Genomic DNA, 25388 nt, shown 5'->3' on the forward strand with positions numbered 1-25388 from the left:
GTGAACACTGAGCGGCGGCAACAGTGTGAGTCACTACCTTTATTCGAGGATAAGGGCGTTCTGGTGGCCCTCACAGTGTCAACTGTGTGTTGAATCCAGCGGCAGTGACAAGCTGACCCGCAGACCTGGCTGAGCATCCGCAAAAGAGAGGGTACCGCCGTGCAAGGCGACAATATTCATTACGCTGGTCAAGCCCAAGCCATGGCCTTCCGAGGATGGATCTAATCGGTAGAAGTGTTTGCCCAGATGTTCATACTCGGTAGCAGGCAGCCCAGGGCCATCGTCCTCAATCGTAATAAGCGCAGCATCCCCGTGCTTGACGACGTCGACCTCTACCTGGCTGGTGGCATACTTAATCGCGTTGTGGAGCAGATTGGCGAGCGCACTGGCCAATAAATTGACATCGCCAGAAAGGGTGACGTTATCCAGGTTGCTGCTGTGTAACGCAACACCTTTTTCTTCTGCTAGCGCCTCATGCATCTCCATCACGTCGGTGACGATGGCATTCAATTCGCAGGATCTAAACGAGCGGCGTCGTATACCTGCCTCCATCTCGGCAATTTGCAAAAGTCTTTCCAGCAGGATGTTCAGGTTCTCGATGCCTTCTATTGCGCGCTGATTGGCTTCCAGTACTTCAGTCATGGACGCGTCCGGCCGTTGCGCCGCGCGCAATCCGCCAACAATGCGAGTCAGCGGAGTGCGAAGATTATGTGCAATGGTGTCCGAGATGTGCCTCGCGCTCTTCATCAAGAGCTCGATCCTGTCCAGCATCGTGTTGATATCGCGATTCAGCAGCGTGAACTCGTCTTCGCTAGTGGGGGGAGATATGCGCTTTGAGAGTTGGCCGGCACCGATTTGCTGCGTGGTGCGGCGAATGTGACTGACACGGTACGCCAGTTCTCTTCTGAATAGATACGTTCCCAGCAGTACCAGCAGTACAGCTAAAAAAATCGCCGCTGCCGTGGCCCGGCCAATCAATGCCGTGATGTCGCGTATCTCGCTCAGATCCTGTCCTACGACTAACGTTTCTCCCTGCGCCAGGGTTTGGACTTTCAGATGGCCACGCGCAGGGATGCCGTCTTGAATCACCTCGGCGTCAAAGACTTCGGTAGATGTTGCGCTCGATAGAGGGATATTCGTCAGATTTCCGGCTAGCTTGCGGCCGTCTTTATCCAGTAGCAAATAGATCTCGCGGGGCGAGTCGATCCGATCCGACAGCGTCAGTTCAATAGCCGATATCAGGTCCTCGGGGCCACCCTCTTCATAGGTCACCATTAGACGTTGTGCTGTCGCTGTTATTTGCCGCGCATACTCAGTGCGCAGGGCCCCGATAAATTGAACGTATATGAATACGATCAATATCAACGTCGTCAAAATTGCCAGTAACCCATAATTCAACGTCAGGCGAAAGGAAATGGAGTTCCATAGGCGTCGAAAAAAATGCGTCATGCTTCTGCGAGTTTTCTATCGTGGAGATTCGGCTTGTCGGAGATCGTGTATCCCGCGCCGCGTATCGTGTGAATCAGCGGGGTGGATGAATTGGAGTCGATCTTGCGACGCAGTCTGCTGACCTGAACATCAATAACATTCGACTGCGGGTCAAAGCTGTATCCCCAAATCGTTTCGAGCAGCATTGTTCGTGTCACGATTCTGTGCATATTGAGCATGAGATAGACCAGCAAACGGAATTCCTGCGGTTGCAGGGAAATCGGCTGACCGGCACGGTGCACTTTCTGTGTGGCGACATTGACAGTCAGGTCTGCGATGCGAAGTTGTTTGACTTCTAGATGGTCGGGGCGCGTGCGCCTGACCAACGCATCCATTCGAGCGACGAGTTCAGAAAAGGAGAACGGTTTGACCAGATAGTCATCGCCTCCTGCTCTTAGGCCGTCAACCCGATCGTCAACGGCCGACAGCGCGCTCAACACCAACACCGGCGTTTTTTTTCCCAATGATCTCAGGGTGGAGAGTATCGAAAGGCCATCGACATGATTGGGCAGTATGCGATCCAAAATGATGATGTCCCACTTGTCCTTCATGGCGTTTTCAAGGCCACTCACGCCATCTCTGCTGACGCTGACCATGTGCCCGAGTTCCGTCAGGCCATTGGCGAGATAACGAGCGTTCTCTCGGTCGTCCTCAATGATAAGACACTGCCACATAGTTATTTCCGATGCTATTTTTCGATTGCCTTCGTGCGTCGCTGCGACTCTTATTGATTGAGTCAGCAACGACGTTAGCACGCTCTGTCAGCTTTTTCTCTTACCAAATGGTAAGGCAGGCGTAATACGCTCCTGGCTGGTTTTGACTAAGATGATTCAACCTGCCCGAAGTTATTCTCTTGCCTCAAGAAGGTCGCGTAGTGAGTGTTCATGTCAGCCCCGGTCTGGATCAAGACCAACGCATTTGTAAGCCGATCAGTTTCTACGACCTGGTTGAGCTAGTGACGTATGGGCGACTCACTTTCAACCCGTCAGCTAGCCTCCGGTTCGCTTCATTAGGTCCTCCCGTCATAAATAAAAAAGGGATGGCCGACATGGCTGCAACCAGCATGCCGAGTCTACAGGATGGAGCGTCTATCCAGGCATCCCGTGCCCCGAGCGCCATTGGATATCAGTCATGGGACCTGCTGGAGCACGAGTTCTCTATAGATTGGGACGGTGACGATGCGTCGACACCTACCATCTATATCCTTTCGACTATTCAGGCGCTATCGGAATCATTATTCCTCAGCCAGGACATGGAGGCGTTTGTTAATCGTACCTCACGCTTCGCTGGCGCTGCGGTGCAGCGGCGGTCAACGCGTTCCACCGCCGTGCCGATATGTGGCGAGGACAGGTTGACGGTGACATTGTGGTCGCGCAGTCACCCTGTAGCCAGCGGTCAACACTCCGTTTCACGGTTGCCTGTTGATCTGAGAACGCTGCTGACCAGTGTCCTCGTATCTCCGAGGGCACCAACCCGATTTTTTGAGTTGGTTTCGGATATCGTGCAGCGGATCAGCCGCGCCAGGGTATCCTATCCTCAGGAGACATCCGAGATCGCAGGGTACTTATGACAGCGCTGCGAATTACGTCAGACTGGATAATGTGGTCTGGCTCTCGGCAATTTCGGGCGTATAGTCTTCATCGAAGAAATCACGAATCGCCTTGTATGCGACGAGGCGATTTTTTTCGAGCAGGACGAGGTGGGTGGCTTCCCCAATCTCAACCCATTTCCGGTATGCCGCATTCTTCAGTTCGAGGAATAAGGCCTGAGCGAGGTCGATAGGTACGTCGATATCCCATTCGCCATGAATCAGCAGCACCGGGGCCGAGATTTCTGCGGGGTTGTAATACTTGCGGCCAGCGGCCCAATAGTCGCGAATGTCCTGGATGGGGCCGTTGCTCGCGCGCATCAGATTGGGCGTACGTTCCCGGCTCCATGGATCTTCGGCTAGTGTAAAGTCCGCCCATTGCTCAAACCAGCCATCCGGTATCAAAGTAGCGCGTCCATGCTCGGGCGCGGTGCTTAGCCAGCGACCCTTGCTTTCCCGTACCGGGACCAGCCTGTAGGCGCCCAAAGGGCCTCCCGAGTCGATCGGGATCGGCTTGTCGCTTAGCCACTGAGGCGCGAGCAGGGCGAGTTTCTCAACTTTATCCGCGTTGCGGCTGGTATAGGCGCCAGCCACTGTACCCCCCCAGGACATGCCGAACACGCAGACACGCTCCAAGCCACGAAGTGCGCGAACGTGATCCACCACCACTCCCAAGTCGTGTACGCCTATATCCGTCCCGATCACTGGAGCTGACTCGTCTGCAGGCGATTCCATCTCCGATGGCCGTGATGAATGTCCGTAGCCCCGGACATCCAACGCATGAACGTCGTAACCCGCCGCCGCCAGAAAGTCGAGGAAAGACATGCCATTGAATGGAACGTCGTAAAGGCTGCCTGACGAAAACGTCGCGCCGTGTACGATTACGATGGTGCGGTCTGCACGAAAGCGCGTCATAGAGGCAGGACGCTTGTTGCGTACGTGAATTTCGATACCCACGTCATCGGTCGGCACGTAGTACTGGTCAAAAACGAGATCTGTTCCGCAGGATGAGTATTTCTCGGTCATGATGAGTTCCCTGAAAGTGGTTTATTCATAGCGCCAGGCAAAGTGATCGCCGCGGCGCGTCACGTAGCCAGCAGAACTCTCTGCGAAATGTGGCGTGAAAAAAAGCAACTGGCGTTCGGCAGCATATTCGAGTGCCCAACGGCGGGACGCACGTGCCTCATCCTGCCATTCACAGAAAACGGAGTTCCAGTCCGGGCGAATGACTTGCAAGGGATGGTGCATGACGTCGCCACTGAACAGTGCAGCTGTCCCTTTGGAGCGCAGTTCTATCGACATATGCCCGATGCTATGTCCCTTAGACGGCCGGAAAATAAAGTTGTCGAGATACTCACCACCGGCGTTACTGATACGGTCGGCCTGTCCCGAGGCGATAATTGGCGCAACGCTGTCTTCGTAAACCCCCAGACTTGGCACATTGACGTCGTTATGGCTTGCCGGACTGCTGTAGTAGTCCTCTTCGGCATGCGAGAACACATGGCGTGCATTCGGAAAGGTAGGAATCCAGCGGCCGTCTACGAGTCTTGTATTCCAGCCGACATGATCGACGTGCAGATGCGTATGAAGAACGTAGTCCACATCCTCGGGTTTCACTCCCGCTGCAGCCAGGCGCTGGAGGTAAGGCGTCTGCAATCGATGGAAAATCGTGTTTCGTGGCCGTTCCTTGTTATTGCCGGAGCCGGTGTCGACGAGGATCGTATGGTGCTTGGTCCGTACCAGCCAAGTATGGATGCTCTGAATCAGGTTGCCAGTAGCGGCATCCATGTTGCTGGGCGTGAGCCAGTGCAGGTTTCTGTCCAGCTCGTCAGCGTCCCAATCCGGGAACAGAAAAGACGGCTGAGCGACATTCAACCGCATTTCTTCGATTTTCGTGATGGTTACGTCGCCGATCTGGTACGTCTTGTTTGTATGAGGCATTATTCAATAGGATTTGTTTGTCGGGTTGCTGCACGGACGTGCCGTGTTCACTTTCTTTGATGCTCGTGAAAGCTTAAGTGCGATACCCAAGTGACCGTTAATTGTTAGATTCGATGGGAGGTATCGGCATGTTCGATATGAAAAGATCGGAGTTGTACCTGCTGATCTCGTTGGACACATTGCTGGACGAATTGAACGTGACGCGCGCAGCGCAGCGTCTGCACATCAGTCAACCGACCTTGTCGGGCCATCTGTCTCGCCTGCGCGAGCTGTTCCAGGACCCACTGCTTGTACCTTCGGAAACGGGGCGCGGTATGGTGCCGACTGAGCGGGCGCTTGCATTACGTTCGAGCTTGGCCGATGCTCTTGTCAGGCTCCGCGACGCTGTGACGCAGCCGCATGAGTTTGATCCCAAGACCTCGGCCAGAACCTTTGTCGTCGCGACAAATGACAGTGTGTTTACGATCCTGGCGTTGGACGTAATGGCGCAGGTGATGAGTTATGGCAATCCGGAGTTGCGGATGGCCGTTGTGCCCGCTGACGACGCCGGACTGGTTGAGCGCATGGCGCGTCGTGAGATCGATTTATTTCTCGGGGATATCGACAAAGTGCCTGAGCCTCTGAAGGCACGGTTTCTGCTCAGTGACGATTTCGTGCTGGCGCAGCGTCGTGGCCACCCCCGGGGGACCGGCACACCGGATTTGGCAGAGTACTGCGCTCTGCACCATATCGTTGTTTCATCCCGTGCAGACTTCTCCACTCCGGTGGACATGATCTTGGAAAAACTCGGCGTGACGAGAAAAGTAGTCGCTACCGTGCCCAGTTACAACCAAGTGGCGCTTGTTCTGTCTCAGACTGACGCCGTGGCCAGTCTTCCGCAGAAACTGCTGCAGCGCTATGCGGCGTTTGTGGATTTGCTCCCTCTCCCATTTGACATTCCATCATTTCGCCTGGCGATGGCATGGCATCCGCGGGCACACAGTGATCCTGCTGGCATATGGATCAGAAATCGCTTTCAGGACGTCGGCGAACGAGGGTAGGCGCTCGAGTCCGGCTCGGCTAGATCCAAGGCTTCGGACTGCACATGCCCATATTTTCCAGAACCAACCCGGTGCCCATGCTTTGCACGGCAGAAAAGCCTGTGTGGATCCCAGGCTGGTCTGCAATCAGCTTTGCGGGCAAACAGCAATTGCATGCTGGGTCGATGATTAAAGCTTGCCTGAATCAGGCTAATCCTGGGGGTAAGTGCGAATGAGGCAGCCTATCCGAAGCGGCCGGATCTCTTTTGCGCGCATTAGTGGCCAGGGAGTTTCAGCATTTCGAGTTCGGCGAGCAGTCCATGTTGCTTCGGCTTCCATCCGAGCTTGTCCCGAGTCTGCGAGCTGGAGGCGGGCATGTCGTGTGCGGCAATCATCGAGAGCCAGCCAAAGAAGGACTGGGTCTCCTGCGGCGCAATAGATTTGACGGGCAGTTTCAAGAGTCGGCCAAGACTTTCGACAATATCGCGTACAGGCAGGCCTTCCTCAGCGACAGCGTGATATTTGGCCCCTGGTTCGGCCTTTTCGATGGCCAGCCTGTAAAGTTGGGCGACATCCAGGACGTGCGCTGCGGGCCAGCGGTTCAGACCGTCTCCAACATAAGCACACACACCCTTTTCGCGATATAGCTCGATCAGGGGAGTAATGAGCCCCTGCGTTACTGGATCGTGGACTTGCGGGAGCCGCACGATCGAGACGTTAACTCCCTCTGCGGCGACGGAGGCGGCAGCCTCTTCGGAGGCCGCGCGTGGGTTGATATCGGATCCGAAGGTGGCATTGTCTTCCCTGGCAGGTTCACCCGGTACTGTGTTGGCAATCGGAGTTCCCGAGGTGACGATCAATGGACGTTGCGAGCCCGTGAGGGCCGAGCCGAGCGCCTTGATTACTCCGCGGTCATCCTCGCAGCTTTGCACGAATCTCGAAAAATCGTGGTTGAAGGCCAGATGGATGATACCGTCCGAACGCGTGATCGCTTCCCTCAGGTTATCGATATCCGCGATCGATCCTCGGTGTACTTCGGCCCCGGTCGCGGCCAACGAGGCAGCTTTCTCTTCGGAACGGCAAAGACCGATCACCTGATGATTTGCCGCAATCAACTCGTTCACGACTCTCGAGCCGATATTTCCAGTAGCACCCGTAACAAATACTCGCATGAGCAGTCTCCATTTCGATGAAGACAAATTTATGCTCAATTTTTATACTCTTAAAGTAGTGACATTATCATGGTAAAAGCACTAACAGGATGGACAAACCTTCAGACGCAGCCAACGCGCTAGGGATGTTTCTAAGAGATCGGCGGAGCAAACTCGATCCGGCGACATTCGGGTTCTCGACGGCGCGCCGCCGCACGATCGGCCTGCGCCGTGAGGAGGTGGCGCAACGCGCCAATATCAGTTCGACCTGGTATACCTGGCTTGAACAAGGACGCGGCGGAGCTCCCTCGGCCGATGTGCTTGATCGGATAGCGCGCGCGCTCATGCTCACGGATGTCGAACGTGAACATCTATTTCTCATTGGTCTGGGCTACTCCCCTCAGGCGCGCTACCGGAAAAATGACAGTGTGACGCCCCGACTGCAGCGTGTGCTTGACGCGCTGGATCCGAGTCCGGCGGTGATCAGGACGGCAGGCTGGGATGTCATCGCCTGGAATCGTGCGGCGACCCTCATGTTGGGCGACTACGGGTCGCTGCCGCTGCATCGGCGCAATATCCTGCGAATGCTCTTTCTCGACCCGCAAGCGCGCGAGTCGCAATACGATTGGGAAAGCGTGGCGCACCACGTGGTCCGTGCGTTTCGTGCTGATGTCGCTCGCGCGGGAGCCTCTAGCGAGGTGGGACCTCTAGTCGACGAACTGTGCCTGCTCAGTCCAGAGTTCAGCACGATGTGGCGCGACAATGAGGTTGCCAGCGCTCGTATTGAAGCCGTCAAGTATATCCGCCACCCTGTGCTCGGCTCTATCGGTCTCGAATATTCAGCCTTCTCCGTCGACGGCAGAACGGACTTGACAATGGTGGTCTACAACCCGGCAACGCCAGCGGATGCTGAACTTATCAAGTCACTAAGTCACGACCCGAAAGCAGCAGGCCGTCGGACCCGCGTTCGACATTCGGATTCTGTGCGGCCAGGGTGATGCAGGCATTTTCGGGGTGCGTCCGGAACGCATCTATGGCGGGAACAGCGTGCAAGCCCTGGTGGGGTTGATCTCTGCCGGCGTGGGTGTCAACCGCCTTCCGATCGCCCTTGGACGTGACTGGATTGCACGTGATGATGGTGTCGGCGTTCTTCGCCAACGCCGAGATGTGTGCCGAGCGCACGGGTCTTGGAGCCGCCCATGGCGTTTGTACGGCTTACTTGCCCCGAACTTGCTCGATCGCTCGGTGCCAATCTTCAATGTGGTAGCTCAACACGATCTTGTTGTTCTCCACGGTATGGATGTCGATGGCCATGATGTCGAAACCACGTCCTGTTGCAGGCACGCCCATGAAGGTTCCGGTCGGTGTTGCACGTGCCCGGCTGCGTACGATGAAGCGATTCCCTATCGAAAGGACCTCTTCAACTTTCCATGTAAAGTTCGGAGCAATGGTTCCCATCCGCTGGAGTTGAGTGACAAACTGATCCCGGGTTTTCACGGGACTGGTGTAGTCTCCAATGCTCTGCCAATTCGGCGCCAAGACTGCTTCGATGCGAGAGGGCAGGTCCGGGCTGGTGATGGCGTTAAGAACCTGGCTGTAGAGGGCTTCGACGACGTCTTTGTCCGCAGCGTGAGCAGACCCGAGCATCGCGGCAGCGGCAGCCATGGCAAGGGCTGTGATTAACTTTTTCATGTGCGTTCCTTTAGGGTTCTCTTGGCCACGGAGCCAGGAGTGACTGCGTTCACCGTGATGGCGTGCCCCCTGAGTCCGTTGGCACTTACATGCACAAGCCCCTCGACAGCAGCCTTGGAGGCGATATGTACCGTCCCAATGCCTGATCCCGCACCCGTCACCAGGATCACTTGTTCGTCTTGTGCCACAGGCGATAGTGAGATGTTGGGTGTAAGGATAAAATTTGTCCAACAAATAAACTGTATATATGTTTATTCATCACATGAATTGTCATGGCGTGATCTGAGTCTGCCACGTACTCATGTCTAGCCCGTTGATCGACCGGGTTGCCGCCCAAGTTTGTACGATGCCGAGCCTCCGGCATCGCCGCGGCGAGTTGTAGTCCAGTTGCAATGTGCCTGTCACTATTGAATTCAATAATGGACGCCATTGAGTGTGGGAGTCGTGCGATGCAAAGGGCAGGCATATTCCGCTTTTTCGGTGCTCGCATGGAGATGCTTGGTGTTGTGTTGAGCATCGGGCTGGGTTGCGCGTCTGCCCATGCTGTGACTCAGATCGGCATGTTGAATCAACCTTATCCGTATCTGGTGATCGAGCAGGACTTGCGGATCGTACTGAGCGAGTTCGGGCGCAATCTGGGCATCGAAACGAAGGTGTCGCGGAATGTCGGCGGTATGGTGCGTGGTTTGCGAAATGTCGACAGCGCTGATGCGTTTCTGCGTAGCCTGACCGACGCCCACGATTTGGTCTGGTATATGGATCGTAATACGTTATTTGTCAGTACCCGGAAAGAAAACAGCACGGAGGTGCTGCCAGTGCCGTCGATGAACGTGGAACAACGCCAGGCGTTGGCGAGCGAATGGTCAAGGCAGGGGGCGGGTATCAGCATCGTGTTGGATGACCGGTCTCCAGCGCTATTCGTGACGGGGCCGGCATCCTTTCGTGAACGTATTGCAGCCGTCGTGAGTAGTGAACGCGTGACCAGTAGTCCTGGCGTGCACAGCCGGGACGTAGCGGAGATCACGGTGTATCGGGGCCAGGCTGGTCCCCAGCGGGTCATGGTCTCCAGGTGAGGCGGAGTTTGTTTTGTCATGCAACGTTTTCAGGAGCAAGAATATGTCAGTGACGCCAGTTGATTCCGTGGCAGTACCTAATGCGCCAGCAGAAGCCTCGTTCGACGCCGCCGTTCAGAATGCCCAAGCAAATTCTTCGGAAGATCAGGCACGGCTGGATGAAGCGATGCTGACGGGCGTGACGGCGCTGGCACAGACCATCCTTATGCCCCGTATGAACGAAATGCTCAGCGAAGCCCAGTCCGATGAGTGATCTCTCGGCTTGGGGTAAGGTAAAAGAGAACAGATAATGGATTTGCCGAGCGCTTCTGGCATCGCCCTGGAAGTTTCCGTGCATCAGGGCGGCGCGCCTCCTGCGTCGCAGGACTTGTTCGAAGTTATGGCCTTGCAGGCACGTGATCGGCATCTTTCCGGTGTCGGTGAGATCGGCCAAGTGGTGGCTAAGTATCTAGATGGGTATCTGGCGCGGAGCAGTCTAGCCTCGTCGCGGGCGGAGCACGTGGCGGGTAATCACGACCGCCTGTACACCATGCCCAAAACCGAGGCCGCCAGTACAGGTCAGGAGACGGATCAGAGGGTGATGATCGCGCTGAATGCTCTGAATCGCATGTTCGATTATTCCATTGAGACCCAGGTTGTCGTCCGCAGCGCAACCCAGGTTTCCGGTGCCGCTAATACTCTGATTCGAGGCCAGTGATTCGTGTTCGATTTGATCGGTTGGCGCACTTTGCGCACGGTTGCCTTGGTCATGTGCGTTTTGATTTTGCAGGCTTGTAAAACGGAGCTGTATTCCGGCCTGAATGAGCGGCAAGCCAATCAGATGATTTCCGTATTGATGAAGCATGGCATCGATGCCAGGCGGGAAAGCACCAAGGATGGCAGTCTGACCGTGATGGTCGATGAAGAGCGCTTTGCATCGGCTGTGCAGGTGCTGGAGGCCGCCGGCCTGCCCCAGGCCCATTTCGATTCCCTGGGCGATGTCTTCAAGAGCAACGGTCTAGTGGCCTCGCCAATTCAGGAACGGGCGCAACTGGTCTATGCCATGAGCCAGGAGCTCTCCAATACTGTGGCCCAGGTAGATGGCATCCGTACCGCCCGGGTACATGTGGATTTGCCGGATACGGATTTGCGAAGCAAGGAGACGCGTCCGGCGTCCGCCGCCGTATTTGTGCGTTATGAAGCGAACGTAGATGTCGAGCCTTTGATTCCGAAGATCAAGTCGCTGGTGTCGGGGAGCATTTCCGGACTGAGCTACGAGCGAGTGTCGGTGATTCCAGTGGCGGCGTCCATCGAGGAAGTCGCGGCCGAGCCCAGGATGACCAGTTGGCTGGGGGTGCCCGTGCCTGAGCATAGCGTCGGCAGGCTCTTCCAGTGGTCGCTGTTGATCTGCGTCTTGGCAGCCATCGTGGCTGGCGGCGGAACATGGTGGTTCTTGACCCGGTCTGCCAGACGGACGCGTATCTATCGCCAAGCGTCGTAATCATGGCCAGGACGACGACATCTACCGGCGAGTGGGAGCGATTTCAGAAAAATCCGTTGCCCGGTGTGCACGTGGCAAATTTGACGCGGTGCTTGGCGCCCCTCCGGATCCAGGACGAGTCGCGGCTACGGCAGGCCTTCGGGGTGGAGCCGTTCAGGTCGTCGCTCATCGATTTGCTGCGCCAGACACTTGGCGTAAAGCCGCTGGCGCAGTTGACCGTCGCACCCGAGGAAGCCGGATTCGTAGCTCTGGACGTGGCGGGCTGGGAACGGGCTGCCGGAGCCTGCGGCCTGATGTTCTGGTCTCAGGCGTTGGCGCGCGAATTGCGGGCGCCCGTGCTCAGGTCGCTGGAAACGTATTTTGGCGCGTCGTGGTGGCGATGGGTGGAGTTGGGCCAGGATCTGGCTCACGATACGGCCTTGGCCGCACAGGCGAGACACCGGCCGGATACCGCACAAGAGTGGATATCCGGGATCTGCGATGTGGGTTTTGCTGTGCTGGATGCCAAGGTCTCGTTGCTGGACGAGGACCTGGCGGCATGGGTGCATTTGAAGCGGCCGCTGAACTCGGATGTGGCGGGCGTGGATGGTATCCGGCATGTCGATGAGAAATTGGCTGTGGCGCTCGTCGACGTCCTGAATCGTCATCTGCGAGAGTCTTCATGAGTGCGACTGTTCCAGCGGATCGAGAGGACGCCTTGATCGTGCGTGCCGAGAGTTTGGCCGCATGGCGTGAGGGCGAACGCTTTCTCGAACAGGCCAGGCAAGAAGCGGACGCGATACGAAGCGAGGCCCTTGCGCAAGCGCAGGCCTTGCGCGAACAGGCCTGGCACGAGGGCTATGAAAACGGCCAACGTGCCGCGATGGACGAGGCGGCGGAGTTGGCGCTACGGATTTCGGCCGAGCGGGAGTCGTATAAGGCCGAGCTGGAGCCGCACCTCGTGCGGGTGATCGATACCGCGCTCAGAAAAATCCTCGATAGCATGCCTGATCAGGACCTGGTCATGTTCGCCGCGCGTAAGGCTATCGGTGAACTGAGAGAGTCCGGCAGGTTCACCTTGAAGGTGGCGCCACGGATGGCCGCGATTCTGGGCGAAGAGGTCACGCATCATCTGGCCCGCTTGGTCGTGCTGCGTGAAGATGATTCCTTACAAGAATCGCAATGCTTTCTGGAAACGCCGGCGGGCATCATCGAGTTGACGCCGCACGTCCAATGGGAGCGTATTCTCAAAGCACTACCTCGTACCAGCGGGGGCGATAAGTGACGGTAGGTCTAACAACGGATATTGCGGACCCCCTGCATCATATTCATATCGCCATGCAGGGGGTGGACACCCGTCCCAGGCAAGGAAAAGTCCAGGAAATACGTGGGCTGACCATCAGAGCCTGGCTGCCTGGGGCAACGCTGGGTGAATTCTGCAGTATCGAGCCCAGCATGCCCGACTATGCACCAGTTCCCGCGGAAGTCGTGGGTTTCGCGGATGAGCTGGCCTGGCTCGCGCCGATGGCCAAGGCAAACGGCATTAGCGCCGGTTGCCCTGTGTACCGCACGTCGCGGGGGTTCTCCATTGCGGTGGGCGAGCCGCTGCTGGGCACGGCCATCGATGCGTTTGGTCACGACCTGGACCCCCGGGCGCCGCGCCGAATAGGCGAGATGGTCCTGCGCGCTGTTCACGGCACAGCGCCGGCGGCGATAGAGCGCCAACGCATCAGCGAGCCTTGTCCGTTGGGCATCCGTGCCATCGATGGGCTCTTGACCGTGGGCCAAGGGCAGCGGGTGGCTATCCTGGGTGAGGCCGGTGCAGGCAAGTCTTCGCTGCTTGCCTCTATGTTGGCGGGTGCACAGGCCGATGTCATCGTGCTCGCGTTGATCGGCGAACGCGGTCGTGAAGTCCGGGAATGGCTGGAAGATGCCATGAGCCCGGACACCCGCGCTCGCACGGTTACCGTCGTGGCGACTTCGGATAAATCGGCCCTGGAGCGGGTCAAGGCGGCGGAGACGGCCACTTGCGTGGCGGAGTATTTCCGGGATACCGGCAAGCATGTCCTGTTGATGGTCGATAGTGTGACACGGTATGCGCGCGCGCGTCGCGAGATCGGTCTGGCCGTCGGGGAACCGCCCACACGCCGGGGATTTCCGCCTTCGTTGTTTGCAGCATTGCCGGAGCTGCTCGAGCGTGCCGGTCCAGGCGTGCGCGGCAGCATTACCGGCATTTACACGGTGCTGGTCGAAGGTGACGGTGAAGCCGATCCGGTCGCAGAGGAGGTCACCTCTATCGCCGACGGCCACATCGTGCTAGACGCTCAGTTGGCGCGCAGGAACCGGTTTCCGGCGATCGACATTCTGCGCAGCCGAAGCCGTCTGATGCACAAAGTCGTACATGACCAGCACGGTAATGCGGCCGCGCAGGTGCGTGACTTGATGGCGCGCTATGCGCAAGTGGAATTGCTTATCCGGCTGGGCGAATACGCTGCCGGCACGGATGCACAGACCGACGCTGCGATCCAGCGCCACGAGGCGATAGAAAGCTTTCTGTGCCAGGACATGAAAACGATATCCAGTTTTTCCGAGACGCGCAGCCGCCTGATGGAGTTGATAGCGTGAGTGCGGAACTGAAGAGAATCCGTACTGTGAAGGAAATCCGTCTCCGGCGCGAGGAGCGGCTGCTGTATTTGAAGAGTCTCCAGGCCAGGCACTGCGAACGCGTCGAGCAGGAGTTCCTGGCCGAGAGCCATCGTTCCGAGGAAACGATGGTTTCGATACGGCAGCGAAAGCATGAGCGTTGGCAGGAACTGTTCAGTGAACCTTTCGATAGCCGGAAAATCATGCATGTCCACGATCAGGATAGTGACGATGCGTGGCAACTATTGGAGATGGAGGCTTCGTTACAGAAGCTGAAAGGCAAGTTGGCGCAGATGCAAGCGGAGCTCGACCAGCTTACGGCTAATCACGCGCAATGTGTGCGCAAGCTTGAAGCCTGCAACGAGTTGGCGGTCTGGCATGGCCGCCAGCAGTCCAAACGTAATGCGTTGCGCGAGGAGTTTCTGGCCGACGAACTGCAGGGGGCGCGCCATGGCCGATGAGGCTGCCATTCCGGTGGTGCCGCTGTGGCAGGAGTTACCGATTTTCGACCCGGCCGCGGTGGCCGCGTTACAAGACGGCGTGGCATTGTCGCCGCTGGTATTCAACCTATTTGACGAGTCGATCACGTTCAATCTGCGCGAAGTGCAGCAGACTCCACCGGCCGATGCGTGTTGCGCAGCGCTTGAGATGGAGGGCGCGTACGGCCGCTTGTTCGCCGATGCCAAATGGTTGGATGGCGCATGCCTGCGGGCTGGTATGTCCCGTCCGCAGCAAACACCGTGGTCTGAGATCGCGCCGTCGCTGCGGGTCTTCCTGCTGTCCTGGGCGATGGCCAATGTGCTGTCACGCCTGGAGGCCGTGTGCGGCCATGACTTCGTGCTGTCTCCCAAGGACGGGCACCAGAATGCCGCTCCCGGTCTTCGTCGCGTGGCCTTGTTTCCTGAGGGCGCCGAAGAGGCGCAGGGCGCCTTGATATGGCTGGATTTGCCCGACGCCACCATGAGCCGCCTGCCGCGCGAGCAGGCCCATGAGGAAATCTGGCAGCGTGTGCCTATCCTGGCAGCGCTTCAGGCCGGGCGGCAGATGCTGAGCCTTGTCCAGTTGGCTTCCTTGAGGCCGGGGGATGTCGTGCTGTTGAACCGGCCGTTGGATGGGCTGCATTTGGCCGTAGCGCCCTCGCTGCTGGCCGATGTCCGCGAGCAGGATGGCGGTTACGTCATGTGCAGCGCTTGGTATATCGATGAACGAAGAGAGGTTGCCGTGGAAGAAATCAATACCGAAACGCAAACGGTTCCGTCCGTGATGCTGGATCAATTGACCGTGCCGGTGGTGTGTGAAGTCGGCCGTCTTACCATGAGCATGGCGGACCTGAAGACCCTCAAGCCGGGGGCGGTGCTGCCGATGAGCCGGCGGATCGATCAGGCGGTAGACCTGATGGTGAATGGGCAGAAAATCGGGCAAGGAGAGTTGGTACGGTTCGATGGCACGCTCGGTGTTCGGGTAACGAGGCTGGCAGATGCAAATGGCTGAGTATCAGCCGAATCTCGGCGTCATCATCCTATTGGTGGCAACGGTAGGCCTGCTGCCGCTGTTCATCGTGACGATGACCGGGTTCTTGAAAATTTCTGTTGTGCTGTTTCTGATCCGTAATGCACTTGGTGTGCAGCAGACGCCGCCGAACCTGGTGCTCTACGGTATTGCTCTGATCCTGGCATGCTACGTCACCGCACCTCTGATCGGCGAAATCAGCCATCAATTCCAGGGGGCGCAGATACAGCTTAATTCTATGGAAGACTTGAGCGATATCGCCAGTCGCGTGCGCGGACCCTTGCAGACGCATCTGGCCAGATATGCCTCGCCCGAAGAAAGGGAGTTCTTCCTGAACGCGACCGAGGGGTTATGGTCTGAGCAGGCGCGTCAGAATTTGCGCGACGACGACCTGGTCGTGTTGGTACCTGCCTTCGTCGGTTCAGAGCTGGCTAGAGCGTTCGAGATCGGTTTTCTGTTGTACATCCCGTTTCTGGTCATTGATTTGATCGTGTCCAACATACTGATGGCCATGGGCATGATGATGGTGTCGCCCGCCCTGATTTCCGTTCCATTGAAAATATTTTTGTTCGTTATTGTGGACGGATGGTCGCGCCTGATGCATGGATTGATCGTCAGTTATGGAGGTTGAGCGGAGATGGATCAGACGCTGATTATTTCACTGATGAACAAGGCGCTGATGACGGTTCTGATCATCTCGGCGCCGGCTTTGTTGATTGCGATCGTCATTGGTCTGGGTGTGGGGCTGCTGCAGGCCCTGACGCAGATCCAGGATCAGACCCTGCCGCAGGCAGTGAAACTGGTGGCGGTGTTGTTCTCGCTGATCTTCGGTCTGCCATTGCTGGCGGGGCAAGTGTCAGAACTGGCAGATCTGTTGCTGGCCGGATTTCCCCTATGGACACGATAGCGGGCGCTTCGACGGATCTATGGTGGCAAGGGGCGTTGTTATGGCTGGGTGCTGCGTATCCGGCGATCACGGCCACATCGCTTGCTATGGCGCGTTGCCTGGGGCTGGTAATGATTTCTCCGGTGTTCAACCGCCTGGGCATTACAGGCATGCTTCGCACTATGATCGCGTTGGTATTTGCGGCGCCGGCGGTGCCCATGTTGCTGCCGGAAGTCATGGACGGTTATTCCCATGCCGGTCATCGCCTGATAGGTGCGTTGGTGATAGAGATGCTGGTGGGCATGGTGCTGGGCGCAGTCTATGGCGTGCCTATCTGGGCCGCCGAGGCTGCGGGCGAATTGATCGATCTGCAGCGGGGTTCGACGATGGCGCAGTTGATCGATCCGTTATCCGCCACGGAGTCTGGCGTGACCGCCACCTTACTGAGCGTCGTCATGGTGGCCATGTTTTTCCTGGCAGGTGGACTGTTCTTCATGCTGCAGGGGTTGTATACCAGTTACTCGATCTGGCCGGTCGGCGGGTTTTTCCCCGTCATGGACGGCTTGGGACCGGCAATGCTTGGCTTGTTGGATAACGTGCTGAGACTGGCGGTCATGATGATTGCCCCGTTGATGATAGCCATTCTGGTTTCAGACTTGATGATGGCATATCTGTCGCGCATGGCGCCCAGCTTGCACGTTTTCGATTTGTCTCTGCCGGTGAAGAACTTGCTGTTCGCCATATTGCTCGTCCTTTACATGGCGGTGCTGTTGCCCGATATGGCGAGTCTGGTGGAGTCGGCCCAAGGCGTGTCCGATTGGGTAGGCAAGATGCGCAGATAAGGCGATAAGCATGGGTGCGGGAGGCTCAAGATGAGCAATGAATCGAGCGAAGAAAAGACCGAACCAGGCTCAGACAAGAAACTGCGCGATGCCAGGCAAAAGGGGCAGGTGGCGAAAAGCCAGGACATGATTACGGCGCTGGTCGTGCTGGCATCGACGGTCTATCTGGGCCTGTCGGCTCATACCATGGCGGTCCGAGCGATAGCTTTGTTCGACAGAGTGGCTCTGGCACTTGAGGCGCCCGATATGAAGTTCTCCGAAGTCTGGGGTGCTATCGTGGTGGAGGCGTTGGACGCGCTGATGTCTACGACTTTTCCGCTGTTTGTGCTCATCGTGCTCGTTGTCTTCATCGGGAACGTCCTGATTAGCAAGGGAATCGTCTTTTCGACAGAACCTGTCAAACCGGATATCAAGAGAGTCGACCCGATCAGCGGGTTCAAACGATTATTCAGTCTGAGAAACGTCGTGGAGTTTCTAAAGGCGCTGTTGAAAGTGGCGGCTTTGAGCGTGGCATTTTTCATCGCGTATAAAACAAGCCTGCCTTTTCTGTTCGGTGCTCCGTCCTGTGGCGTCGATTGTCTGCTGGCATCGTTCAATCATTTATTCATCCCCATTGCACTTACCGCGATTCTGGCATTTCTGGGTACCGGAATACTCGATCTGCTGCTTCAGAAATGGCTGTTTGCGCGCGATATGCGCATGTCGCATAGCGAAGTGAAACGCGAACGCAAGGATATGGATGGGTCGCCAGAAATCCGCAAGGAAAGACACCGGCAGCGTGTGGCCATGCAAGCAACTTCATCGGCCCGGGGCGAGCATATGGCCTCTGTAATGATCGGGAGCGAGAAGGGCTGGATCGTCGGTATACGGTATGTCCGTGGCGAAACCAAGGTGCCTGTGGTGGTGCACGTGGTCCCTCCGGACAAAGCGCCCCAGGCATGGGCGCAGCGCCATGAGAAGAGCACGCCGCACGTGTACGACCCAAACCTCGCCGGCGAGGTGGCGCGCCAATGCGCACTGGGGGAGCCGCTGCAGGAACGCCATTTTGGCCGAGTGGCGGAAGTGCTTGTCAAAGTGGGCCTGATATGACGATGGCGCACCCGGGCCACACGGCGGCCATGTTATTGCAACCGCCAGCATGTTTGTAATGCTGTGAAAGTGTAATGCCGTAGTCATTTCGGCCAAGCAGAATGGATTTGCTCGCAGGGGCATCTGATGAGCTCTCTATTTTTCGAGTGTTCAATTTCATATTTTTTGGAGTCAATTATGAGCAACGTTTCTCCTACCACGACTGGTGGCGGCGCCGAAGCCGGTTTGGCCAAAATGGAAGCGGCTTTCGATCGCGCGATCGAAATGTCGGCCAAGGTTACCGAAATCACCACGGAAAAAAAGGCGGAGTTGGACGCCAGCAAGCAACGTCCTAACTAATAGCGGTTTTCGGTGGCAGGGCCGGGAACGCTTCCGGCCCTTTTCTGTTTTTTATGTATCCGCCATGCGCAATTTAGTGACAATATGTCTGCTGGCCGGTATCGATCCCGGATGGTGTCGATTGTATGGATGAGCGCAGCGAATCACTTGCGCTGCATATAGCCAGCGGCATGCATGCAGGAGCCAGGACGCGTCTCCAGGAACATGTCACATATCGTCTCGGGGCCGATCTCGATGGCGATCTTGTCGTGCGGGATGAGGGAATTGCTCCGTGCCATATGACAGTCGAGGTCTGCAACGGCTGCGTCAGGCTGCAATCTTATGCGGAATCGGTACTGATAGACGGTGTGCGTAAACTGCCAATGGGGCATATTGCAGAAAGTCGTTTGCCGTGCCGCTTTGCCATAGGAAGCGTGCAGTTTCGGATCGGCAGTGAGGTGAGTGAGGCGGGGCGGCATGGCCTGCACCTGAATGCCTGGCTAGTGGGGCTGGTTTGCCTGGGGATAATGGGGGGCTACCTGCTACTGCCAGAGTCGGGCGCGGCAAAGAATGCCCAGGTCGGCCCAAAGCCCGATACTGCGCATGTGCGTCTGCCGAAGCCGACGGCGCAAGAAGTCCAGCGGGCGTTGCAGTCACGCTTGCAGGTAGCGGGCTTGCAGGACATGGTGGTCCAGGTTGATGGTGTCGTGGCCGAGGTGCGAGGTGTACTGCCGGACCACAGCAAAGCGCGATGGCGGGCCGTGCAGGAATGGTTCGATCTGCGTTATGGATCAAGCTATCTACTCAGATCAAAGATGGTCGACGTGGAAGTCCCCAAAGTCGCCATTACGGCCGTCTGGTTAGGAACGCACCCCTATATCGTCGATGCCGAAGGTGAACGCCATTACCAGGGAACCATGCTCAATGAAGGCTGGATGTTGAAGAGCATAGACAAAGGGCGAATAGTCCTGGTTCGCGGTGGCCAAGAGCATATTTTCGGACTGTGAGGGGATGCTGGAATAATGCGGATCACTCGATCAGATGTTGATCTCTGGCGTGCGCGCGAGATGCAGGGGCTGCGGCGATTGGCCGAGGCTTCGCCCTTCTCTTCTCAGGAAAGGCGGCCCGAACCGGCGCTCAGGCGAGCCTCGAGCAGCCGTCGTCGGCTTGTTGACCGAACTGAACAGGCAAACGCCGCGCCGCCTATCGACGATCAATTATCGGATACGGTGGGAAACGTCACGATTTTGCAGCATCTACTTGACAGCGTGCTGCCGGCGCTTGATCTGCCGGCTGAAGTGCGTCTTGCAGCGGCATCGTTGCTGTCTGAAGACATGAATCATCATTTGCGGGTCCTGGGTGCCGGCCTGGCCGGCGAAGAAGAACTCGAAGAAGGCGAACCGGAGGCCGAACCGGATGGAAGACTGGGATAGCCTCAGTGCGCAATGGCTGTGCCGCCGGGCGCGGTTGCTTGCGCTCAATGGACATGTGAGCCGAGGTCTGGTGTATCAATTAGTTGCCCATCACATGCAGCCCGTCGATATCGGGGTATTACATGGCTTGGCCGAGTTGTTCGCTATGGCGGGCGATGGCACACGTGCACTGACCGTGACCAACAAAATGGAGGCACTGGGTGTGCCGGCATCCGACCTGGCCTTGCTGCGAATCGACGCGCACCTGGCTTTGGGCCAGTTTGATACGGCTACGGAATTGCTGGCCCGGTACGACCGCGGGCCGGAGGCGAACGCGTGAAAGACCTGCTGAATCGCATCGTCCGGATGGCGGCGGGCCGCAGCGACATCGTCGTCGCGTCCTTCCTGCTGCTGGTGGTGGTGATGATGATCATCCCCATTCCGCTCTTTCTAGTAGATGTCATGGTCAGCTTCAGCATCGCATTTACGGTGCTGGTCTTGATCGTGGCATTCTACAGTTCTCGGGCAGCCGACTTTTCCGCATTGCCTCCCATCATTCTGTTGAGCACCCTGTTTCGCCTGTCGCTGTCCATCACCACCACGCGCCTCATTCTCCGCGATGCGGATGCTGGCGAGATCGTCGCTGCGTTTGGCGAGTACGTGATTGCTGGTGATGTGGTCGTTGGCCTGGTGATCTTTCTCATCATCACGGCAGCGCAATTCATCGTGATCACCAAAGGAGCAGAGCGCGTCGCTGAAGTAGGCGCGCGCTTTAGTCTCGACGCCATGCCGGGCAAGCAGATGAGTATCGATGCGGATCTGCGCAATGGCGACATCAACAAGGACGAAGCCAAGTTGCGTCGCCAGAGCCTGGAGCGCGAGAGCCAGTTGTTCGGCGCCATGGATGGCGCCATGAAATTCGTCAAGGGCGATGCGATTGCCAGTCTTATTATTCTTTGTGTCAATCTGATGGGCGGCATCATTATCGGTACTGTCCGCCACGGCCTGTCATTCTCGGATGCGGTGCATACGTATTCGCTGCTGTCGGTGGGTGATGGCCTGATTGCGCAACTTCCCGCGCTGATGACTGCGGTAGCTGCCGGGATTGTCGTCACGCGTGTCAACTCGGGTCAGAATGTCGACTTGGGTGCGGAAATCATCGGTCAATTGGGTGCGCAATCGAAGGTGATGGCCTTGTGCGCTGGTGTGCTCGTGCTTTTGTCGCTGGTGCCAGGCTTTCCCATGCATACGTTTCTTGGTATTGCCGTCCTGTTGGGCGGCGCGGCGTATATGGCCCGACGGCGCGAGGCTGCTGCCGTTGAGGTGGATAGCGATGAGGCGGCTGAGGAAGGGCAAGGCGATGTCGGTGCTGTTCAAGTCAGCGCAGTCCATATGTTGTCTGACTGGGTTGATCCTCCGTCGGGACGCGTGACGTTGCGTGTCGGTCCCGAATTGGCGACGGCCCTCGGCCTGCAGCCAGTACAGCTGGCACTCGAAGATGCCCGGATTCGTGCCGAGATTGCCTTGGGGATACCGTTTCAGCCAATCGGTTTCAAACTCGATGATTTGTTGCCCGACCCCCTGTTCAGTGTGTACCTGGATGGGGTGCCGGTGGCGGGCGGCGCAGTGCATCCGGGATGCGTGTTTGCCCGTGGCAATTTGCCGATGCTGGAGGTGCTGGGCGTCGAACCGCGGGAAACGGTCAGCATCGAAGGCCAGCCGGCTGTTTGGATACCGCATCAATACACGCAGGAAATCGAGAAACTCGGCGGTGTGTGTCTGACACCGGAAGAAGCGCTGGCAGAGTATCTGTTGGCCATCCAGCTTCAGCATGCGCCAGAGTTTCTCGGCATACAAGAGACACGGCAATTGCTGGGAGAACTGGAGCAGAGCTTTCCGGAGTTGGTTCGACAGGCTACGCAAGCCGTGCCTTTGCAGCGGATGGCAGAGATATTCAGACGTCTGCTGGAAGAGCGGGTGTGCATCGGCAACCTCAGGGCAGTTCTGGAGGTGCTGGCGAGGACGGGGGAAGGCAATTCCTTGCCTGCACAGGTTGAAAGCATCCGGGCTGCCTTGTCTCGCCACATCTGTCATCAGTATGCGGATGTGCATCGCACGATTGCCGTCTACGTTTTTTCGCGAGACCTGGAACAAGAGATCCGTCGGGAGCTTTCGTCCAAGGAAGGACGTGGCGGCATGCTGTCGGCAGGCCTGAGTTCCCGTCTGATCGAGGGCTTGCAGGCGGTGCCGAGTGTGGCGGGGCGCACATCCAGGGCGGTATTGATGATTGCAGCGGATATGCGTCGATATATGTACCACCACCTGTCCAGACATGGGGTGAACATCCCCGTCATGTCGTATACCGAATTGGCAAACGGTTATGTGTCGCACCCCCTGGGCATGCTGGGTCTGAATGGACGCCTGGAGGCCTTGGGTACGCCGTCTCCGAATGAAGCGGACAAGGCGGCTGCGTGAACTTTTTATTGGCATAGGGAAGACTTCATGGCGTTTCCGAACAGTAGAAGAAAAACAAGCGGGCTGGCGAATTCGGTGTGTGGAAAACGCTCGCTGGACGCCGTTCGACTGCTGCTGGTCTTGCTGGCGTTTATCAGTGGATCGATGGCGCCCGCCGCTACGGCGATCGCGGCGCAGACTCGCTGGACGGTCGGCAAGGACGATGGGCTGATCATTCGTTTCGATCGTCCTGTCAGCTCAGTAATGGTCGCGAACGAAAATATTGCGGATGTAGAAATGGTCAGCACCACCTCCGCGTATCTGTTTGGCAAGAATGTGGGCACCACGCGCGTGACGGCCCTGGATGCGCAGCACAATGTGGTCGCCGATGCGAGAGTGCAGGTCGGTGTCGGGCTGGCAGGAAATGCGCGGGAAGACGTCCGCGGCCGCCGCATCGTCGCCAGAGGCGAAGTCGATGACCTGGACGAAGGTGTCGAACAGAATGTCCTGCTTGATGGACACGCGTCCCAAGGCGTCAAGGCAGTGAACATGATGACGCAAGGGGATTTGCAACAGATCAATTTGCGGGTGCGCTTTGCCGAAGTCTCGCGCCGAGAACTACTGAGCTACGGCGTGAATTGGCAGGCGTTGATCAATTCCGGGTCGTTCTCTTTCGGGCTGATCACGGGCGGTCCGCTGTCTGGGAGTACTGGTGCTACCAACACAGCGACCGGCGGATTCAGTTCGAGCAGCGCCAATGTCGATCTTATCCTCGATGCCTTGCAGAGCAACGGGGTGCTGGAAATCCTGGCAGAGCCGAACATCACCACCGTGACGGGGCGTTCGGCGAGCTTCCTGGCCGGAGGTGAAATTCCGGTGCCGGTGCCTGTCACCAGCGATATGGTCGGCATTGAATATAAATCCTATGGGGTGTCGCTGGTGTTCACGCCGACCCTGCTGCCCAACAATAGAATATCGCTGCAGGTCAAGCCCGAGGTCAGTACGCTGGCCGGGACGGGAATCGTGGAGATCGCCGGAGTAAGCGTGCCGGAATTCCGCGTGCGAAGAGCCGACACGCAAGTTGAAGTCGCCAGCGGGCAGACCTTTGCGATTGCAGGCCTGTTCCAGCGCGATAGCTCCACGGATGCCGATCAACTGCCTTTACTCGGTGACATCCCTATCCTGGGCAATCTGTTCCGATCCAAACGTTTCCAGCGCAATGAGACAGAATTGGTAATTCTGATCACGCCCTATCTGGTGCGTCCGGTTTCCAGCCAGGTTAGTGCGACGCCGCTGGATCCGGCCAGCGAGAACCCCGCCATTCTGGCTGCCGGTAGCGCTGCCGCGGTCCGGCGCAACGCGCTGGATTTCGGCTTCTATGTGTTCTGAGGGAAACGTGATGAATAGGCGTGTCCGCAACGTCATTTGCGCCGCTGCATTGAGCAGCATGCTTGGCTGCACGACAATGTCTGAAACGGGTTATTCGCCGAGATATGCGGGCGTGGCTGGCCCCGGGGGTGATATCGGCTATCTTCCCCGCGCATGTTCGACGGATGTGGGTATCAGGCCAGGCGGGTTCTTGCCGCCTGGTTGTGCCAATGCCCTTAATTTGTTGGGTATGGTCGCCGACAAAAGAGATCTGCTGCAGGGGCGCGAAATGGGGCCGGCTTTTGTGGCGCCGGCCGCTGCCGCGGTGGAACGTTACCTGGGGGGAATACAAGATGATGGTGCCCCGGATCAACAGATCGCTGAACCCAGCGTTTCGAACTAGCACGGTGAATGTCCGGCTTTTTCGTCTCAAACGGAGTCATGCTCAAGGCGGATGGGGGTCACTGTGCAGCAGGTAAGTCTTTGGAGGATGGCGAGGATATGCTGCCAGCCGGGCCGGGAGCCCTCAGTGAGGTTGTGATCCCGATGGCGGCCGCCTTTTCGACAACGGTAGGCAATTCGCGGATGTGCTGGGCGCGACTGATCAGCGAAGCACGTTCGGATTCTGGGAGTTCGCGTGTCAAGGCGAGGGCCTGCTCGTCGTCCCCGGCCAGCATCAGAATGAGAATCGCCCGCCGCGTATGGTGTGTTTCGGCCAACGGCGATGTGGTGACTGCCGATACTTGCTCGATGGCGACCGCCGATTGTCCAGCCAACGCGTTGGCTAATGCCTCGTTGGTCTTGATTTCCAGATTGGCTGGTGCAAGCTGCTGCGCGCTGTGGAACGCGGACATGGCGGCATCTATTTCTCCGTTCAAGGTGCGGCTGATGCCTAGCAAGTTGTAGGCGCCGAACGTATTTAGTGCAGGTGCCGCCTGCGCGATGAGATCATTGGCACGCTTGACTCTGCCCTCCATGAGAGCGGCTTGGCCTAGCCCGAGCAGGGCCCGGGGGGCTCCTTCCTGCAGGCGGTAGGCCTGCTGGAAGGCGGTGGTGGCCGATTGGGGATCGTTATTGCGCAAATACGCTCGGCCCAACGCTAGCAGGATATCGGGATTGTTTGGCATCGCCATCGCGGCGCGTTCGTACAGCGCGATGGCAGATGCCGTGTCCCCTTTCCGGTCGAGTTCCGTCGCCAGTGTGGTCAGGCGGTTATCTGCTTTATCAGCAAACAGATGGCCGGCGCAGCCCGTAATCAGCACTACGGCTGGTATAGCAGCAAAGAGGCGGAGCATCTGTATTCCCATACTATCTATTCCATGCATAAACCAACCATGCATTGGATGACTTTTCAATGACGTGTGCGTGACAGGTGCACGCGGACCACGGCTTTCACGTCATATGGAAACTTGGCTATCGCAGTATCTGTATAGCCATGATGAGGCTTGTTTGATCC

The 25388-nt window shown here is 57.5% G+C and carries 28 protein-coding genes and 1 pseudogene; 21 read left to right on the plus strand and 8 right to left on the minus strand.

The genetic code is table 11. The annotated features are described in order from the left end of the window. Window positions 1–78: 78 nt before the first annotated feature. From CAL20_RS02510 to CAL20_RS02530, 4 genes are all read right to left on the minus strand, one after another. A complete protein-coding gene (locus tag CAL20_RS02510) occupies window positions 79–1275 on the minus strand; it encodes a sensor histidine kinase (protein WP_256981325.1) in 1197 nt (398 codons plus the stop codon). A 170-nt stretch (window positions 1276–1445) separates the two neighbouring features. After that, window positions 1446–2162 (minus strand): response regulator transcription factor, encoded by a 717-nt coding sequence (locus CAL20_RS02515; protein ID WP_094823843.1) that lies wholly within the window; start codon window positions 2160–2162, stop codon window positions 1446–1448. Window positions 2163–3070: 908 nt separating this feature from the next. Beyond that, a complete protein-coding gene (locus CAL20_RS02525) occupies window positions 3071–4102 on the minus strand; it encodes an alpha/beta hydrolase (RefSeq protein ID WP_094823841.1) in 1032 nt (343 codons plus the stop codon). Between the two features lie 21 nt (window positions 4103–4123). Next, on the minus strand, window positions 4124–5017 hold the full coding sequence (locus tag CAL20_RS02530) for an MBL fold metallo-hydrolase (RefSeq protein ID WP_094837118.1): 894 nt from the start codon (window positions 5015–5017) through the stop codon (window positions 4124–4126). A 128-nt stretch (window positions 5018–5145) separates the two neighbouring features. Between CAL20_RS02530 and CAL20_RS02535 the strand changes: the two genes are divergently transcribed. Next, window positions 5146–6057 carry a LysR family transcriptional regulator gene (locus CAL20_RS02535; protein ID WP_217903954.1) on the plus strand — a complete coding sequence of 304 codons (912 nt, stop codon included), beginning with the start codon at window positions 5146–5148 and terminating at the stop codon, window positions 6055–6057. A 254-nt stretch (window positions 6058–6311) separates the two neighbouring features. Here CAL20_RS02535 and CAL20_RS02540 read toward each other — a convergent pair whose 3' ends face one another. Next, the gene (locus tag CAL20_RS02540) at window positions 6312–7208 is read right to left on the minus strand and encodes an SDR family oxidoreductase (protein WP_094823838.1); all 897 of its coding nucleotides are present in this window, start codon (window positions 7206–7208) and stop codon (window positions 6312–6314) included. Window positions 7209–7297: 89 nt separating this feature from the next. Between CAL20_RS02540 and CAL20_RS02545 the strand changes: the two genes are divergently transcribed. Next, the gene (locus CAL20_RS02545) at window positions 7298–8185 is read left to right on the plus strand and encodes a helix-turn-helix transcriptional regulator (RefSeq protein ID WP_094823837.1); all 888 of its coding nucleotides are present in this window, start codon (window positions 7298–7300) and stop codon (window positions 8183–8185) included. Window positions 8186–8402: 217 nt separating this feature from the next. Here the strand turns inward: CAL20_RS02545 and CAL20_RS02550 are convergent, their stop codons facing one another. Together CAL20_RS02550 and CAL20_RS25935 are read right to left on the minus strand one after the other, a co-directional pair. Beyond that, complete coding sequence (locus CAL20_RS02550; RefSeq protein ID WP_094823836.1) at window positions 8403–8879, minus strand: ester cyclase; 477 nt, start codon at window positions 8877–8879, stop codon at window positions 8403–8405. Between the two features lie 23 nt (window positions 8880–8902). Further along, window positions 8903–9007, minus strand: a pseudogene (locus CAL20_RS25935) (SDR family NAD(P)-dependent oxidoreductase); the annotation flags it as partial. A 360-nt stretch (window positions 9008–9367) separates the two neighbouring features. On the opposite strand from CAL20_RS25935, the gene CAL20_RS02560 reads away from it, so the two are divergent. From CAL20_RS02560 to CAL20_RS02645, 19 genes are all read left to right on the plus strand, one after another. After that, window positions 9368–9952, plus strand: a complete 585-nt coding sequence (locus CAL20_RS02560; protein WP_141217727.1) for a hypothetical protein — start codon at window positions 9368–9370, stop codon at window positions 9950–9952. A 43-nt stretch (window positions 9953–9995) separates the two neighbouring features. Beyond that, complete coding sequence (locus CAL20_RS02565) at window positions 9996–10205, plus strand: hypothetical protein (protein ID WP_094823834.1); 210 nt, start codon at window positions 9996–9998, stop codon at window positions 10203–10205. A gap of 36 nt (window positions 10206–10241) precedes the next feature. Further along, window positions 10242–10649, plus strand: coding sequence for a hypothetical protein (locus CAL20_RS02570; RefSeq protein WP_094823833.1), 408 nt, complete (start codon window positions 10242–10244; stop codon window positions 10647–10649). A 3-nt stretch (window positions 10650–10652) separates the two neighbouring features. Beyond that, window positions 10653–11432, plus strand: coding sequence for a type III secretion system inner membrane ring lipoprotein SctJ (gene sctJ / locus CAL20_RS02575; protein ID WP_217903953.1), 780 nt, complete (start codon window positions 10653–10655; stop codon window positions 11430–11432). A 2-nt stretch (window positions 11433–11434) separates the two neighbouring features. Continuing rightward, window positions 11435–12097, plus strand: a complete 663-nt coding sequence (locus CAL20_RS02580) for a hypothetical protein (RefSeq protein WP_094823832.1) — start codon at window positions 11435–11437, stop codon at window positions 12095–12097. After that, window positions 12094–12696 carry a type III secretion system stator protein SctL gene (sctL, locus tag CAL20_RS02585; protein ID WP_094823831.1) on the plus strand — a complete coding sequence of 201 codons (603 nt, stop codon included), beginning with the start codon at window positions 12094–12096 and terminating at the stop codon, window positions 12694–12696. The genes CAL20_RS02580 and sctL overlap by 4 nt, the downstream gene beginning before the upstream one ends. Beyond that, window positions 12693–14036 (plus strand): FliI/YscN family ATPase, encoded by a 1344-nt coding sequence (locus tag CAL20_RS02590; protein WP_254924426.1) that lies wholly within the window; start codon window positions 12693–12695, stop codon window positions 14034–14036. Before sctL ends, CAL20_RS02590 begins: the two co-directional genes overlap by 4 nt. Continuing rightward, window positions 14033–14515: a hypothetical protein gene (locus CAL20_RS02595; protein ID WP_094823829.1), complete on the plus strand. Its 483-nt coding sequence runs from the start codon at window positions 14033–14035 to the stop codon at window positions 14513–14515. The genes CAL20_RS02590 and CAL20_RS02595 overlap by 4 nt, the downstream gene beginning before the upstream one ends. Then, entirely contained in the window at window positions 14505–15545 is a 1041-nt protein-coding gene (sctQ, locus tag CAL20_RS02600; RefSeq protein WP_176456627.1) for a type III secretion system cytoplasmic ring protein SctQ, read from the plus strand. The genes CAL20_RS02595 and sctQ overlap by 11 nt, the downstream gene beginning before the upstream one ends. After that, window positions 15538–16194, plus strand: a complete 657-nt coding sequence (gene sctR, locus CAL20_RS02605; protein WP_094823866.1) for a type III secretion system export apparatus subunit SctR — start codon at window positions 15538–15540, stop codon at window positions 16192–16194. Before sctQ ends, sctR begins: the two co-directional genes overlap by 8 nt. Window positions 16195–16200: 6 nt before the next feature. Next, the gene (locus tag CAL20_RS02610; RefSeq protein WP_094823827.1) at window positions 16201–16470 is read left to right on the plus strand and encodes an EscS/YscS/HrcS family type III secretion system export apparatus protein; all 270 of its coding nucleotides are present in this window, start codon (window positions 16201–16203) and stop codon (window positions 16468–16470) included. Continuing rightward, the gene (gene sctT / locus CAL20_RS02615; RefSeq protein ID WP_094823826.1) at window positions 16458–17291 is read left to right on the plus strand and encodes a type III secretion system export apparatus subunit SctT; all 834 of its coding nucleotides are present in this window, start codon (window positions 16458–16460) and stop codon (window positions 17289–17291) included. The genes CAL20_RS02610 and sctT overlap by 13 nt, the downstream gene beginning before the upstream one ends. 30 nt (window positions 17292–17321) lie before the next feature. Continuing rightward, entirely contained in the window at window positions 17322–18380 is a 1059-nt protein-coding gene (locus tag CAL20_RS02620) for an EscU/YscU/HrcU family type III secretion system export apparatus switch protein (RefSeq protein ID WP_094837119.1), read from the plus strand. Between the two features lie 177 nt (window positions 18381–18557). After that, a complete protein-coding gene (locus tag CAL20_RS25545; RefSeq protein ID WP_176456626.1) occupies window positions 18558–18719 on the plus strand; it encodes a hypothetical protein in 162 nt (53 codons plus the stop codon). A gap of 170 nt (window positions 18720–18889) precedes the next feature. Continuing rightward, a complete protein-coding gene (locus CAL20_RS02625; RefSeq protein ID WP_256981338.1) occupies window positions 18890–19705 on the plus strand; it encodes a SctD/MshK family protein in 816 nt (271 codons plus the stop codon). 78 nt (window positions 19706–19783) lie between these two features. Then, a complete protein-coding gene (locus CAL20_RS02630) occupies window positions 19784–20131 on the plus strand; it encodes a hypothetical protein (protein WP_141217726.1) in 348 nt (115 codons plus the stop codon). Continuing rightward, complete coding sequence (locus CAL20_RS02635; protein WP_094823822.1) at window positions 20115–20450, plus strand: hypothetical protein; 336 nt, start codon at window positions 20115–20117, stop codon at window positions 20448–20450. Before CAL20_RS02630 ends, CAL20_RS02635 begins: the two co-directional genes overlap by 17 nt. Continuing rightward, window positions 20447–22585: a flagellar biosynthesis protein FlhA gene (locus tag CAL20_RS02640; RefSeq protein WP_094823821.1), complete on the plus strand. Its 2139-nt coding sequence runs from the start codon at window positions 20447–20449 to the stop codon at window positions 22583–22585. Before CAL20_RS02635 ends, CAL20_RS02640 begins: the two co-directional genes overlap by 4 nt. A gap of 27 nt (window positions 22586–22612) precedes the next feature. Beyond that, the gene (locus tag CAL20_RS02645; RefSeq protein WP_094823820.1) at window positions 22613–23953 is read left to right on the plus strand and encodes a type II and III secretion system protein family protein; all 1341 of its coding nucleotides are present in this window, start codon (window positions 22613–22615) and stop codon (window positions 23951–23953) included. A 440-nt stretch (window positions 23954–24393) separates the two neighbouring features. On the opposite strand, the gene CAL20_RS02655 is transcribed toward CAL20_RS02645, so the two are convergent. Next, the gene (locus CAL20_RS02655; RefSeq protein WP_176456625.1) at window positions 24394–25227 is read right to left on the minus strand and encodes a tetratricopeptide repeat protein; all 834 of its coding nucleotides are present in this window, start codon (window positions 25225–25227) and stop codon (window positions 24394–24396) included. Window positions 25228–25388 lie beyond the last annotated feature (161 nt).

Source organism: Bordetella genomosp. 4, from assembly GCF_002261185.1.
GTDB lineage: Bacteria > Pseudomonadota > Gammaproteobacteria > Burkholderiales > Burkholderiaceae_B > Bordetella_A.